Raw genomic sequence first — 14101 nt, forward strand, 5'->3', positions numbered from 1 at the left:
TCACACCTTCCCGGCTGACAAAAAAAATGTACATGAAAAGGAATTTACTGCTGGTATTTTTCGTCCCCCTGATTGCCATAGCATCCTGTAGTTTTACCAACCGCTCTTTCGAGTCCGACGACAAGGACAAGCTCCTGCTGGACCTGATCACCTATGTGCTGGAGCGCGGGCATTACGAACCCAAGGATATCAACGACGACTTCTCCGCCAGTGTCTATGAAGATTTCCTGGATGTAATCGATCCTACCAAGCGTTACTTCCTGGCGTCTGATATTGCGGAATTCGAACAATACAAATTCCAGATCGACGACCAGATCCACAATACCGAAATTGGGTTTTTCAACCTGGTTTACGACCGGCTGATGGAACGCATGGCCGAGGCGCGGACCCTGTACGGGGAAGTGCTGGAGCTGCCCTTCGATTTTAACCAGGACGAAAGCATAGATGTGGATTATGAGAAACAACCCTATGCCCAGGACCACAAGGCCCTGAAGGAACGGTGGCGGAAACAGCTGAAATACGCCAGTATTGGCACCTACTATTCCAAGCTCAACCTGAGCGCTTCGGAAGAAGGGGAAAGCATTGCCCCTGCCCAGGCCGAGGAGGCTTCCCGCGAGGCCACCCGCAAGACCCTGGACGAATTCTTCGATTTTGTGGACGACCTGGAGCGCAAGGACTGGTTTGTACAGTACCTGAATACCATTGTGGACGAATTCGACCCTCACACCTACTATTTTGCCCCCGAAGACAAGGAGCGTTTTGACGTAAGTATGTCCGGGAAGTTTGAAGGGATTGGCGCCCGCCTGCAGAAGAAGCCCGAAGGGGCCAAGATTGTGGAAATCATCAGCGGGGGGCCGGTCTGGAGGGACCAAAGCCTGGAAGTGGGCGATGAGATCCTCAAGGTAGGCCAGGATGGCGAGCCGCCTGTGAATATTGTAGGCATGCGCCTGGACGATGCCATTAAACTCATCAAGGGCCCGAAAGGCACAAAGGTAGACCTGACCGTCCGCAAGGTGGACGGAACTGTGGAAGAGGTTTCCCTGGTACGCGATGTGGTGGAACTGGAAGAATCCTTCGCCAAATCTGCCACAGTGATCAAGGACAGTCACAAATACGGTCTTATCCACCTGCCTAAGTTCTACGTGGATTTTGACGACTATAGTGAGCGCAATGCCGCCACCGATGTAGCCAAGGAAATTGAGCGCCTGAAACAGGAAGGGGCCGAGGGCCTGGTACTGGACCTCCGCGACAACGGGGGAGGCTCCCTGAAGACGGTGGTGGACATGGCCGGGTTGTTTATCAAGGACGGCCCCGTGGTACAGGTGCGTTCCTCCGCCCGCGACAAGGAGATCTATTCCGACCGGGACGAGCGCGTACAATGGGACGGCCCCCTGGTGATCCTGGTGAACGAACTATCGGCTTCCGCCTCTGAAATCCTGGCCGCGGCCATGCAGGACTACAAGCGCGCCATCGTGATTGGCAGCAAGCAGACCTTTGGGAAAGGAACCGTTCAGAACGTGATCCCACTGGAAAATATAATGCGCAGCAACGAATACGGAGACCTGGGCGCCATCAAGCTCACTACCCAGAAGTTCTACCGCATCAATGGTGGCTCCACCCAGCTGGAAGGGGTGAAAAGCGATGTAGTGGTCCCGGACCGCTACAGCTATATAGACCTGGGCGAACGCGACCAGCAAAACCCCCTGCAATGGGATAAGATCAGTCCGGCGGATTACGAGCCCTGGAATGGCTATATCGACTTTGAAAGCACCATTGCCCGCTCCAATGCGCGGATGGCTTCCCACCCGCAGATCGCCATGATCGAGGAGAACGCCCTCTGGCTGAAAAACCAGCAGGAAGAAACCCGTGTTCCCCTCAATTACGAGGCCTATAAGCAACGGGAGGCGGAGAACAAGGAGCGTTCCCAGTATTTCCGCTCCAAGATGAAGTACGATTCCCAAATGACCTTCAGCTCCCTGAAATACGAGCAGGAGCTCTTCACCAAAGACTCTGTCCTGCGGGAAAAGCGGAACCGCTGGCACCAGAACCTGGCCGGGGATGTCTATGTGGAGGAAGCCATTAACGTGCTGGAAGACCTGAAGCTGAACAACTTCAAAAAAGACAAGCTGGCCAGCCGTATGCGGGAGTAAACCCTTCGGCAGCCCAAAAAAGTAAAGCCCCCGTTTAGGGGGGCTTTTTTGATTCCAGGTGTTTGGCTTCTTTATTTCAGGAAGGAGGCATAGGAATCCCGGAGTTTCCGCAACTTGGGGCTGATCACATACTGGCAGTATCCCTGTGCCGTATTGCGCCGGTAATAGTCCTGGTGTTCCGCTTCGGCCTCAAAGAAGCGCTGCAGGGGAGCCAATTCCGTCACGATGGGGTCCTCGTAATACCCTTGCATTTCTTCCAGTACTTCCCGGGCTGTGGCTTTTTGCCCCTCGTTGTGATAAAAGATCACGGACCGGTACTGGGTGCCCCGGTCTGCGCCCTGCCGGTTCAGGGTGGTGGGGTCGTGGGTGCCCATAAAGATCCGCAGCAGGTCCCGGTAGGGGAGGACGGAAGGATCGAAGGTAATCTGCACCACCTCCGCATGGCCGGTAAGGCCGGAGCACACTTCACGGTAGGTGGGTTTACCCGGCACCCTGCCGCCGCTGTACCCGGAAACCACAGCGGTAACCCCCTTCACCTCCAGGAAGACCGCTTCGGTGCACCAGAAGCAACCCCCGCCCACAGTGGCCTGCTCCAACCCCTCAGGCGTCATGGCCTTCCGTTTTGTCGTGGCGCAGGGCCTCGGAGTTGATACAATACCGTAATCCGCTGGGTGGCGGGCCGTCCGGGAAGACGTGCCCCAGGTGGGCATCGCAGGTATTACAGCGCACTTCTACCCGGACCATCCCATAAGAGGTGTCCCGGATGTACTGTATGGCATTTTGGGCTACGGGTTGGGTAAAACTGGGCCACCCGGTCCCGGATTCAAACTTGATCCCGGAATCGAACAGGGGCTGGTCGCAGCAGATGCAGTGGTACAACCCGGGTTCGTGCGCGCTGCAAAGGGCCCCGGAGTGGGGGCGTTCCGTACCGTGTTCCCGGGTGATGCGATATTGTTCGGGGGTAAGTTGTTCCCGCCATTGGGCAGGGGTTTTTTCCACACGCCGGTCTGGCTTGGGGTTGCCTTTAGTCGAGTAGTGGATAATATCTTTCCAGTGGAGCATAAACGTGTTTTTAGGGGTGTAATAGTCGCAGTAAACCCTCCGGGCTTACAGCCGGAGTCCGGGTTCTGTTCCCTGCGAATTTAATGTAAATTTGGGCGGTAAACCCTAAAGCGGCATGAGGCGAAAACGTTGGGTGTATCCCGTATTGATGGCAACCTGCGTGGTGGTGTTCTGGTGGTTCGAAAATTTCTACCGCACGGACCCCTACGGTTCGGGGACTGCACCGGAACCTGCCGGATCATTTCCGGAAGCCTTCCGGCCCGAAGGAGGGGGCGGGCAACTGGTGGAACACGACTTCTATCTGCTGCGCTACAGTGAACCCCACGAACAAGCGGCCTGGGTGGGCTATGTGCTGGAGCGAGACCACCTGACCTACGAAGACCGGGACCGCCCCTATTTTGTGGAAGACCCCAAAGTGCGGTCCCACTCGGCGGACTGGCGCAACTATCGGGGCTCCGGGTACGACCGGGGGCACCTCTGCCCGGCCGGGGACCGGCGGTTTTCTCTCACGGCCTATAACCAGACCTTCTACACCAGCAACATAAGCCCCCAGGACCCGGAATTCAATGCGGGGCCCTGGAACGACCTGGAGCAGCAGGTGCGGCGCTGGTGCAAACGGTATGGTACCGTGTATGTGCTTACCGGAGGGGTGCTGCGCGACGGCCTGCCAGGGATTGGATCGGAAGACGTTAGCGTGCCGGACCAGTTTTTTAAGGTGGTGATTCGCGGGTCGGGGAATGACCTTAAAGCCATTGGTTTCCTTATGGAAAACCGCCCCGGGGCGCAGCCTTTACCCGAACACGCCATACCCCTGGATCGGATAGAGGCCCTTACAGGCCTGGATTTTTTCCCGCAGTGGGAGCCGGGGCAGCAGGAAATGCTGGAGGCCCGGATATCCCTTTCAGACTGGGGGTTCTAGCCCCATTCATTCAGGCGGTTGGCATCCAGGCGCAGGAAGATGAAAAGCAAGATGGTGAACCCCAGCAGGCCGGACCCCCCGTAACTGAAGAAGGGTAAGGGGATACCGATAGTAGGCAGCAGGCCTATTACCATCCCGATATTGATAAAATAGTGGATCAGCAGGATGGAGATTACCCCATAGCCATACATGCGCGAGAAGGGGTTTTTCTGGCGTTCGGCCAGGTGGACCAGTCGCAGCAGTAACAAGGTGAAGAGCAGGACCACGGTGGTGGTGCCGTAAAAGCCCCATTCCTCCCCAATGGTCGTGAATATGTAATCGGTGTCCTGTTCCGGCACAAAATCCCCCTTGGTACGGGTGCCTTCCAGAAACCCTTTCCCCTTTAATCCCCCGGATTCGATGGCCTTCTCGGATTGGTAGGTATTGTAACCGATGGTCTTGCGGATTTCTTCCAGTTTTTCGGGGTCCTTTTCCAGGCGCAACCACAAACTAAAGCGGTCGCGGTGGCGTTGTTCAAACACGTTGTCGAAGACAAAATTTACGGATAGGGAGAACACCAGGGTGACGGCATACAACCCCAGAACCGGCAAGAGCGGGATGCGGTATGATTGCTTTTTGAGCATGTAGATCAACCCGATCACCAGGGCCATGCCAATCCCGATCCAGACCGTCCCGAATATCAGGGTGCAGATAAAGATGGTAACGGCAAGCAACCCCAGGGCCAGGTACCACAAGGGTAACCCTTCCCGGAACAGCACAAAAATCAGGGCAAAGAAGACCAGGGCGCTGCCGGGGTCCGGCTGGGGGATAATCAGGATGGCGGGGGCCAGGAAAATCAGGATGGCATAGGCCTGGTGGCGGAGCTTGCGGATGTCCGTCTGTATATCGCTCAGGTATTTGGCCAGGGCCAGGGCTGTGGTGGTTTTGGCCAGTTCCGACGGCTGCAGGTTGAAAAAGCCCAGGTCGTACCAGGAAGTTGCCCCTGCAATGGTTTTTCCGAAGACAAAAAGCCCCAGCAGCAACCCCAGCCCGATCACGTAAAACAGGCTGGAAAAGCGTTCGTAGAAGTTGGCCTCCAGGGCCATGATCACTACAATCATGCCCAGGCTGATCAGGATAAAGATCAGCTGTTTGCCATAGCGTTGGCCGGGGTCCAGGAGGGAAGCGGCTTCGGGGTCGAAGGTGCTGGAGTAGATGCTGATCCACCCCAGGGTCACCAGCACCAGATAAAGCAGGGCCGAGGTCCAGTCTAAGCGGCGGAGTGCCCCCCTACCAAACATACTCGTTGATCTTGAATTCTTCTCCGCTGTAGGGCTTGGCGTATTCGTGTTCCAGGGTTTTTTCCAGCATTCGCTGCTCCAGGTCCTTGCGGGTAATTTCGCCCTTCAGGTATTTTTCGATAAGCAGTGAGGCAATGTGCCCTGCATACCGGGCCCCGTAATATCCGTGCTCTATGTACACGGCCAGGGCAATTTTGGGTTTGTCCACCGGGGCAAAAGCCACAAAAAGGCTGTGGTCTGTAAGCTGCACGCGCTCCCCTTCAATCCGGGTAAAGTTTTCTACGGTGCCCGTTTTGCCGGCAATCTCCACCCCGGGGATCTGTATCCATTTGGCGGTGCCTTTTTCGTACACGTCCTTCATGCCCTCAATAACGGGTTCAAAATGCCGGGGGTCTATGGAGGTGTTTTTACGCTCCGTATAGTTGGGGTCGTTTATCGGCTGGTTCCCAATCTGGCGGATCAGGTGGGGGGTATAGAAATAGCCGCGGTTGGCAATGGCGGCAGTCATGTTGGCCAGTTGGATGGGGGTGGCTGCCACTTCCCCCTGCCCGATGGAGTTAGAGATGATAAAGGAAGATACCCAACGGCCATCCCCGTACACCCGGTCGTAATACTCCTTGCCGGGAATCCGCCCGGGCCGGCCTGTGGGCAGGTCGTACCCCAGGTAATCGCCCAGGCCAAAACTCCGCATATGCTTTTCCCAGACATCCATGGCCTGGTCTGTAGTCTCGTATTTTTCAAAGAATTTCCGGAAGGTGCCTGCAAAATATGCATTGCAGGAGCGGTAGATGCCGCTATTCATGGTACGTATGCCGCCGCCGCAGTGGCAGCCGCGCTTTTTATTGCCTACAAAGAACCCGTTATAGCAACGGAAGGTGGTATTGGGGGTGATCACCCCTTCCTGCAACGCGGCCAGGGCCTGTAGGGTCTTAAAGGGGGAACCCGGGCTGGGCTCGGCCAGAATGGAACGGTCCCAGGTGGGTTTGGCAATAGTGTCGTAATGGAGTTTGCTGTAATTCTGGGAACGCTGCCGCCCTACCAGCAGGTCCGGGTCGTAGGTGGGCCCTGATATCATGGCAAGGATTTCGCCCGTGGCCGGCTCTATGGCCACAATGCCGCCCCTTTTCCCGTGCATCAGGCGCTCCCCGTATTCCTGCAGGGCCTTGTCCAGGGTAATGTGGATTTCCGTACCCGGCTGCGGCAGGGTGTCCAGGGAGCCCCCTTTGTAAGGCCCGATATCCCGGTTAAACCGGTCTTTCTGGATCAGTTTCACCCCTTTGCGGCCCCGCAGCACCTCTTCGTATTGCTTCTCAATCCCGGTGCGCCCCGTAAGCTCGCCCAGTTCGTAATACGGATTCTGTTTCAGGTCCCATTCGCTCACCTCGCTGATGTACCCCAATACGTTGGCGCCGGCAGGGGTTTTGTAGTCTCTCAGGGAGCGTTTTTCGATATAAAAGCCCTGGTATTTCCGCATTTTTTCCTGCAGGCGGGCATAATCCTCCTTGGAAAGTTGGGGTACCAATACCGAAGGCAGGCGAGGGGAATAGGTACGGGCCTTTTGCAGGCGGTTACGGAAATGATCCGGGGAGATATTAAGCAGTTCGCAGAATTCCAGGGTATCCAGGGGTTGCACCTCGCGGGGGATCACCATCACATCGTAGGCGGGCTGGTTGGCCACCAGAAGCTTGCCGTTACGGTCGTAGATATACCCGCGTTCCGGGTAGTCGTAAACCCGCTTGATGGCCGGGTCGTCCAGGATGTGGTCCGAAGAGGACCGGATCAGTTGCAGATAGGAAAGCCTGCTGATAAAGGATAACCCTATCAGTACGATAACCGTAGAAAGCAATACTTTTTTCATAGGCATTCCGGGATGGTCTGCGGGAAGGGTTTCCCGTCCCCGGCCTTATTCCCTGTGTCGGGAAAAAAGGAAAGACAACAGGAGGGCAAAGACGAAGGTACCCAACCCGGTAAGCAGCACCCGGTTCAAAAGTAAAAGCAAATTCGTCAAACTAAAAATTTCCAGGCCAAAGAAAACCAGGTGGTGTACCAAAATTAATAACGCAAGGAATGTCGTTTGTTGTACACGGGTGGAGTTGTTTAAGCGGAAATTCTGGAATTCCAGGTTTACTCCGAACACAAACCGCATCAGGGCCGGGCGCACAAAGGCGGTGGTTAGGGTGGCCACGGTATGCATGGCCAGGGTGTCGCTGAACAGGTCTACGGCAAAGCCGAGCAAAAAGGCAATCCCCAGCAGGGCGCTCCGGTTCTCCCGGATGGGGTACCAGTACAGGAACAGGATATAGACCATGGGGTTAACCTGCCCGAAGAGGTTCATCCGGCTGAAGATGAGTACCTGCAGCAGCACCAACCCTGCAAAACGCAGCAGGCCAAGAAGGAAGTTATTGCCCATTTTCGGTTTCGGATTCCAGTTCCAGGACCTCCGGGCGGTACCGGTTGCGGATCACATAGGCCTGCCGGAGGTTGGACATATCGTTAAAGAGTTCCACATCGATCTGGTAAAAACTCTGGGAGGGGTTCAGGTCAAATCGCGCAATGGTTCCTATGGGGATGCCTTCGGGAAAAATACTGGACATGGCCCCGGTCACAATGGTATCCCCCACCTTTAAAGGCACCAGCCGCGGGATGTCTTCCAATTGTGCGAAGCGGTAATCCTCCCGGTTCCAGGTCAGGGAACCAAAGTAATCGGTCCCGGCAATCTTGGCATTGATGTTGGAGCGGGTGTTCAGGATGCTTTGCACAGAGGCAAAGTGGTTGCTGGAGCGTTCCACAATCCCCAGGATACCCAAAGGCGTGATCACCCCCATATCCTGGACCACCCTGTCTTTCAGACCGCGGTCTATGGTGATATAGTTGTTGGGCAGGGTGAAGCTATTCTTTACAATCCGGGCCGGCAGGACCTGATAGGTGAGGCGGGCCGTATCCAGCAGCACGGTATCTGTAGGGGGGAGGTTGAAAAGGCGTTGGCGCAGGCGGCGATTTTCCTCGGCCAGGCGGCGGTTTTCCTCCTGCAGGCCAAAATAGTCACTCACCGAGGTGGCGGACTGGTACACGGAACCGCTTAACCAGTTGGCGGAGTTCAGGAAACGGGAGCGGTGGTAGTTGTGGTTTTGTACCGTAAGGGCCAGGCCAATAAAGAGCAGGAAGAAATAGAGCAGGGAGGTCTTGTTTCGAAGAATGAAATTAATGATCCTTTGCATGCCAATGCTTGGTTTTTTCCGGGTGCCTGCCGTCCCGGTGCCCTGCCTATTTGATCAGGATGCTCTTGTAGCGCTCCAGGTTTTTCAGTGCGATGCCCGTACCCCTTACCACAGCCCGCAGGGGGTCTTCCGCAATGTAAACCGGCAAATCGGTTTTTTGGGAGAGCCTCCGGTCCAGCCCGCGGAGCATGGAGCCACCCCCGGCCAGGTAAATCCCGGTGTTGTAGATGTCTGCAGCCAGTTCGGGCGGGGTTTGGGAGAGGGTTTCCATAACGGCGTCTTCTACCCGTAAAATGGATTTGTCCAACGCTTTGGCGATCTCGCGGTAGGAGATGGATACCTGTTTGGGTTTCCCGGTGAGCAGGTCGCGTCCCTGAACGGACATCTCATCCGGCGGGGCCTGCAGGTCTTCTGTGGCAGACCCGATCTGGATCTTGATATTTTCGGCTGTGCTTTCCCCCACATAGAGGTTGTGCTGGGTGCGCATGTAGTAGATGATGTCGTTGGTGAAGACATCCCCCGCAATCTTTACGGACTTGTCGCAGACAATCCCGCCCAGGGCAATCACCGCAATCTCGGTAGTCCCCCCGCCTATGTCCACAATCATGTTGCCCTTGGGTTGCATGATGTCCAGGCCAATCCCTATAGCGGCCGCCATGGGTTCGTGGATCAGGTATACCTCCTTGCCGTTTACGCGCTCTGCGGATTCCTTTACCGCCCGCATCTCCACCTCCGTAATCCCGGAAGGGATGCAGATTACCATCCGAAGGGCCGGCGGAAACCATTTTTTCTTGAGCGCCGGGATGCCCTTGATAAACATGTTGATCATCTTCTCGGAGGCGTCAAAATCTGCGATAACCCCATCTTTCAGGGGGCGGATGGTCTTGATGTTTTCGTGGGTCTTTCCCTGCATCATGTTGGCTTCCCGCCCCACGGCAATGATCTTCCCGGTCATGCGGTCCCGGGCTACGATAGAGGGACTGTCCACCACCACTTTGTCGTCGTGAATGATCAGGGTGTTAGCCGTACCGAGGTCAATGGCAATTTCCTCGGTCAAGAAGTCAAAAAAACCCATGCGTATGCAGTTTGGAGGCCGGTTAAAGGGCAGGTATTACCCGCAAAAGTAGTAAAATTAATGCTTAAAATGACGGGTGCCTGTCATTACCATTGCAATTCCGTTTTCGTTGCAATAATCGATGCTCAGCTGGTCTTTTATGGACCCTCCGGGCTGGATTACGCTTCGGATTCCGGCCTTGCCCGCAATTTCCACGCAATCGGGAAATGGGAAGAAGGCATCGCTGGCCATTACGGCCCCGTCCAGGTCAAAACCAAAGGAACCTGCCTTATGGATGGCCTGGTTCAGGGCATCTACCCGGGAGGTTTGCCCGGTGCCGCTGGCACAGAGCTGGCGGTTTTTAGCCAGTACAATGGTATTGGATTTGGTGTGTTTGCAGATTTTGGAGGCAAAGAGCAGATCCGCTATTTCATCCGCCGAAGGCTCCTGGGTGGTCACGCGTTTTAGGTCGGCTTCCCCGTCGGTTTTCAGGTCCTTGTCCTGATAGAGGATGCCGTTCAGGCAGGTGCGCACCTGGGTGCCGGGCAGGGGGGTGGGTTTCTGCACCAGGAGGATGCGATTTTTCTTTCCCTTCAGGATTTCCAGGGCATCGGCCGCAAAGGAGGGTGCAATCACTACCTCGCAGAACAGCTCGTGTACCTGGCTGGCAGTAGCGGCGTCCATGGGCCGGTTGCAGATCAGGATCCCCCCGAAGGCGGATACCGGGTCTCCTGCCAGGGCGTCGGCATAGGCCTGGGCCAGGGTAGGCCGGGTGGCCAGCCCGCAGGCGTTATTGTGTTTAAGGATGGCAAAGGTGGGGTCGTCTTCCCGGAACTCCTCCATAAGGTTTACGGCCGCATCAATGTCCAGCAGGTTGTTGTAGGAGAGTTCTTTGCCGTGTAACTGGTCGAAAAGGGCATTGAAGTCCCCGTAAAAAACGCCTTCCTGATGGGGGTTTTCCCCATAGCGCAGCACGCGGCCTTCCGGCTCGCTGATTTTAAGCGCCCGGCTGGCCCCGCTGCGGTTAAAGTAATTGAAGATGGCCGCATCGTAGTGGGAGGACACCTGGAAGGCCCGGGTGGCAAACTCCTGGCGGTCCTCCAGGTCGGTCTGTCCGCCTTTCGCTTCCAGCAGGGAAAGCAAGGGGGCGTAATCTTCCATAGAAGCCACGCAGAGGACATCCTTGTAGTTCTTGGCCGCAGCGCGGATCAGGGATATCCCCCCGATGTCGATTTTTTCAATGATGGCCTGCTGGGAAGCGCCTTCGGCCACAGTTTTTTCAAAAGGGTAGAGGTCTACCACCACAATGTCCAGTTGCGGGATGTCGTATTTCCCCAGCTGGTCCAGGTCTTCCTGCAGTTCCCGCCGACCCAGGATGCCTCCGAAAACTTTGGGATGCAGGGTTTTTACCCGCCCGCCCAGAATTGAAGGGTAGCCGGTTAGGTCTTCCACGGCCGTTACAGGAAGGCCCAGGTCCCGGATAAAGGCCTCGGTACCCCCTGTGGAATACAGGGTTACCCCAAGGGCGTGAAGCTTACGTACCACGGGCTCCAGCCCGTCTTTGTGAAATACCGAGATCAGGGCGGAAGTCGCCTTCTTGGAGGTGCTCATGGCAAATGCTGGTCTTAAAGGGTTTAGGCAAGCAAATGTAGGGCATTTAGCCCGATCCGGCAGGGCGGGTTATCAACAAAAACCCCAAAGTTTTTAAAAGGGGGTCGCCGGGTTCGGACTAGGACAGTTGAGAAGCCGGATCCGTGATGCCGCGGTCGGAAAATAGGCGGGAAACCTCCCCGCAAATCGCTTCCAGCAGGCGCTCGTCCTGCGGGCCGAAGGGATCCGGGGTGTGGGAGTCAATGTCGATCTGCCCGATGTTCTCCCCATTCAGGAAGAGGGGCACCACAATTTCGGCCTTCACATGCAGGCTGCAGGCAATGTAATTGTCCTGGGCGGCCACGTCAGGCACCACAAAATTCTGGTTGCTCAGGGCCACCTGCCCACAGATCCCCTTGCCAAACGGGATCAGGGTATGGTCGGTCGGGTCGCCGGCGTAGGGCCCCAGCTTGAGTTCTTCCTTCCGGCCATTGCGGAAATAGAAGCCCACCCAGTCGTAATGGGGTACGTTTTCCTGCAGGAGGTCACATACGGCTTGCAGACGCTCACCCGGGGTGGTCTCAGGGCTGTTGAGCAGGGCGTGGCACTGGGTCAGAAGGGTCTCGGACATCGGGTTGAATTTTAAAGTTTCGAAGGTACGAAACGCGCGGTTGCGCAAAAAAAAATCCGGCAGGATTCCTGCCGGATTTTCTAAGGGGTGTTCCCGGATAGATTACATCATGCCGGGCATACCGCCGCCGCCCATGGGGGGTGCGGGCGGGTTGTCCTCTTTAATTTCGGTAAGGGCGCATTCGGTAGTCAGGATCATACCGGCCACGGAGGCGGCATTTTCCAGGGCAATACGGGTCACTTTTTTCGGGTCGATGATCCCTTTCTTCATCATGTCCACATATTGCTCGCTCTTGGCGTCGTATCCGAAGTCACCTTTGCCGTCGTGTACCTTGGCAACCACCACGGAGCCTTCACCTCCGGCGTTTTCAACGATGGTACGCAGGGGTGCCTCAATGGCGCGGGAAACGATCTGCAGCCCGGTGCCTTCGTCCGGGTTATCCACTTTTACCTTGGCCAGTACAGCCTGGGCGCGTACCAGGGCTACACCCCCTCCGGCCACAATGCCTTCCTCTACGGCGGCACGGGTGGCGTGCAGGGCGTCGTCCACACGGTCCTTTTTCTCTTTCATCTCCACTTCGGAAGCGGCGCCAACATAGAGTACGGCAACCCCGCCGGCAAGTTTGGCCAGGCGCTCCTGCAGTTTCTCGCGGTCGTAATCGGAAGTGGTGGTTTCGATCTGGGATTTGATCTGGTTCACGCGGGACTTGATCATCTCCCCTTCTCCGGCACCATTCACAATGGTGGTGTTATCCTTGTCGATGCTCACCTTCTCGCAGGTACCCAGCATGTCTATGGAGGCGTTCTCCAGGGTAAACCCGCGCTCCTCGGCAATCACGGTTCCGCCGGTCAGGATGGCGATGTCTTCCAGCATAGCCTTGCGGCGATCCCCAAAACCGGGAGCTTTAACGGCTGCGATTTTCAGGCTGCCGCGCAGTTTGTTTACCACCAGGGTGGCCAGGGCTTCCCCGTCCACATCCTCGGCAATGATCAGCAGGGGCTTACCGGACTGGGCCACGGGCTCCAGTACGGGCAGCAGGTCCTTCATGGTGGAGATCTTTTTGTCAAAGAGCAGCACGTAGGGGTTATCCAGTTCCGCGATCATTTTTTCGGAATCGGTCACAAAGTAGGGGGAGAGGTATCCGCGGTCGAATTGCATCCCTTCCACCACGTCTACATAGGTATCGGTACCTTTGGCTTCCTCTACGGTAATCACGCCTTCCTTGCCTACTTTTTCGAAGGCTTCGGCGATCAGTTCCCCGATAGTCTCGTCGTTGTTGGCGGAGATGGAGGCTACCTGCTTGATTTTTTCAGTGGCGTCGCCCACTTTTTTGGATTGCTTGGCGAGGTCTTCCACAATGGCCTCAACGGCCTTGTCGATCCCGCGCTTCAGGTCCATGGGGTTGGCGCCGGCAGCCACGTTCTTCAGGCCTTCTTTTACAATAGCCTGCGCCAGAACCGTGGCGGTGGTGGTACCGTCTCCGGCCAGGTCGTTGGTCTTGGAAGCTACTTCCTTAACCATCTGGGCACCCATGTTTTCCAGGGCGTTCTCCAATTCAATTTCCTTGGCCACGGTTACCCCGTCCTTGGTCACCACGGGGGCGCCGAAGGATTTGCTGATGATTACGTTGCGGCCTTTGGGCCCCAGGGTCACCTTTACGGCATTGGCCAGGGCGTCTACGCCGCGTTTCAGGCCATCCCTTGCTTCAATATCAAATGTTATGTCTTTTGCCATAATAGTATGTATCGTTTGAGTTAATCCGCCCCCACAGGGGCTATGGGTTCAGTTTAAATAATCGCCAGGATATCGCTTTCCCGCATCATGAGGTAATCCGCCCCGTCCAGTTTCAGTTCGGTGCCGGAGTACTTCCCGTACAATACGGTGTCCCCAACCTTCACAGTCATTTTTTCGTCTTTGGTGCCGGGACCTACCGCAACGACTTTGCCTTTTTGCGGTTTTTCCTTGGCCGTGTCCGGGATAATGATGCCGGAGGCCGTTTTGGTTTCGGCTGCCATGGGTTCTACCAGGACCCGATCCGCCAAGGGTTTGATGTTTACGTTAGCCATATTGATCGATTTTTTGAATTTAAAGTTTACGCCCTATGCAGTGGCCAAAATTGTGCCATGGGACAAAACATGACAGATTGTAAAATGAAAATGCCAGCTTGTCATAAAAGCTGGCATTTTAGTCTGAATTC

The 14101-nt window shown here is 55.9% G+C and carries 13 protein-coding genes; 2 read left to right on the plus strand and 11 right to left on the minus strand.

The features are described from left to right. Positions 1 to 32: 32 nt before the first annotated feature. Complete coding sequence (locus OZ410_RS06115; RefSeq protein ID WP_277707038.1) at positions 33 to 2150, plus strand: carboxy terminal-processing peptidase; 2118 nt, start codon at positions 33 to 35, stop codon at positions 2148 to 2150. A gap of 71 nt (positions 2151 to 2221) precedes the next feature. Here OZ410_RS06115 and msrA read toward each other — a convergent pair whose 3' ends face one another. Then, positions 2222 to 2761 (minus strand): peptide-methionine (S)-S-oxide reductase MsrA, encoded by a 540-nt coding sequence (msrA, locus tag OZ410_RS06120; protein ID WP_277707039.1) that lies wholly within the window; start codon positions 2759 to 2761, stop codon positions 2222 to 2224. Then, the gene (gene msrB, locus OZ410_RS06125; protein WP_277707040.1) at positions 2751 to 3212 is read right to left on the minus strand and encodes a peptide-methionine (R)-S-oxide reductase MsrB; all 462 of its coding nucleotides are present in this window, start codon (positions 3210 to 3212) and stop codon (positions 2751 to 2753) included. The genes msrA and msrB overlap by 11 nt, the downstream gene beginning before the upstream one ends. A 115-nt stretch (positions 3213 to 3327) precedes the next feature. Here msrB and OZ410_RS06130 point away from each other — a divergent pair, with 115 nt between their 5' ends. Continuing rightward, the gene (locus OZ410_RS06130) at positions 3328 to 4131 is read left to right on the plus strand and encodes a DNA/RNA non-specific endonuclease (RefSeq protein WP_277707041.1); all 804 of its coding nucleotides are present in this window, start codon (positions 3328 to 3330) and stop codon (positions 4129 to 4131) included. Here OZ410_RS06130 and rodA read toward each other — a convergent pair. The 9 genes from rodA to OZ410_RS06175 all read right to left on the minus strand — a co-directional run bounded on the left by rodA (position 4128) and on the right by OZ410_RS06175 (position 13970). Next, entirely contained in the window at positions 4128 to 5411 is a 1284-nt protein-coding gene (gene rodA / locus OZ410_RS06135; protein ID WP_277707042.1) for a rod shape-determining protein RodA, read from the minus strand. The two genes, OZ410_RS06130 and rodA, sit on opposite strands and share 4 nt — an antisense overlap. Beyond that, complete coding sequence (locus tag OZ410_RS06140; protein WP_277707043.1) at positions 5401 to 7269, minus strand: peptidoglycan D,D-transpeptidase FtsI family protein; 1869 nt, start codon at positions 7267 to 7269, stop codon at positions 5401 to 5403. Before OZ410_RS06140 ends, rodA begins: the two co-directional genes overlap by 11 nt. 45 nt (positions 7270 to 7314) lie before the next feature. Beyond that, positions 7315 to 7821, minus strand: a complete 507-nt coding sequence (locus tag OZ410_RS06145) for a rod shape-determining protein MreD (RefSeq protein WP_277707044.1) — start codon at positions 7819 to 7821, stop codon at positions 7315 to 7317. Further along, on the minus strand, positions 7811 to 8629 hold the full coding sequence (gene mreC / locus OZ410_RS06150) for a rod shape-determining protein MreC (protein WP_277707045.1): 819 nt from the start codon (positions 8627 to 8629) through the stop codon (positions 7811 to 7813). Before mreC ends, OZ410_RS06145 begins: the two co-directional genes overlap by 11 nt. Before the next feature lie 46 nt (positions 8630 to 8675). Continuing rightward, the gene (locus tag OZ410_RS06155) at positions 8676 to 9704 is read right to left on the minus strand and encodes a rod shape-determining protein (protein ID WP_277707046.1); all 1029 of its coding nucleotides are present in this window, start codon (positions 9702 to 9704) and stop codon (positions 8676 to 8678) included. A 57-nt stretch (positions 9705 to 9761) separates the two neighbouring features. Then, complete coding sequence (purH, locus tag OZ410_RS06160) at positions 9762 to 11294, minus strand: bifunctional phosphoribosylaminoimidazolecarboxamide formyltransferase/IMP cyclohydrolase (protein ID WP_277707047.1); 1533 nt, start codon at positions 11292 to 11294, stop codon at positions 9762 to 9764. A 118-nt stretch (positions 11295 to 11412) separates the two neighbouring features. After that, positions 11413 to 11904: a GAF domain-containing protein gene (locus tag OZ410_RS06165; RefSeq protein WP_277707048.1), complete on the minus strand. Its 492-nt coding sequence runs from the start codon at positions 11902 to 11904 to the stop codon at positions 11413 to 11415. Positions 11905 to 12006: 102 nt separating this feature from the next. Next, positions 12007 to 13638, minus strand: a complete 1632-nt coding sequence (groL, locus tag OZ410_RS06170) for a chaperonin GroEL (protein ID WP_277707049.1) — start codon at positions 13636 to 13638, stop codon at positions 12007 to 12009. A gap of 53 nt (positions 13639 to 13691) precedes the next feature. Next, positions 13692 to 13970 (minus strand): co-chaperone GroES, encoded by a 279-nt coding sequence (locus tag OZ410_RS06175; protein WP_277707050.1) that lies wholly within the window; start codon positions 13968 to 13970, stop codon positions 13692 to 13694. Positions 13971 to 14101: the final 131 nt, after the last annotated feature.

Source organism: Robiginitalea aestuariiviva (genome assembly GCF_029537735.1).
Classification (GTDB): domain Bacteria; phylum Bacteroidota; class Bacteroidia; order Flavobacteriales; family Flavobacteriaceae; genus Robiginitalea; species Robiginitalea aestuariiviva.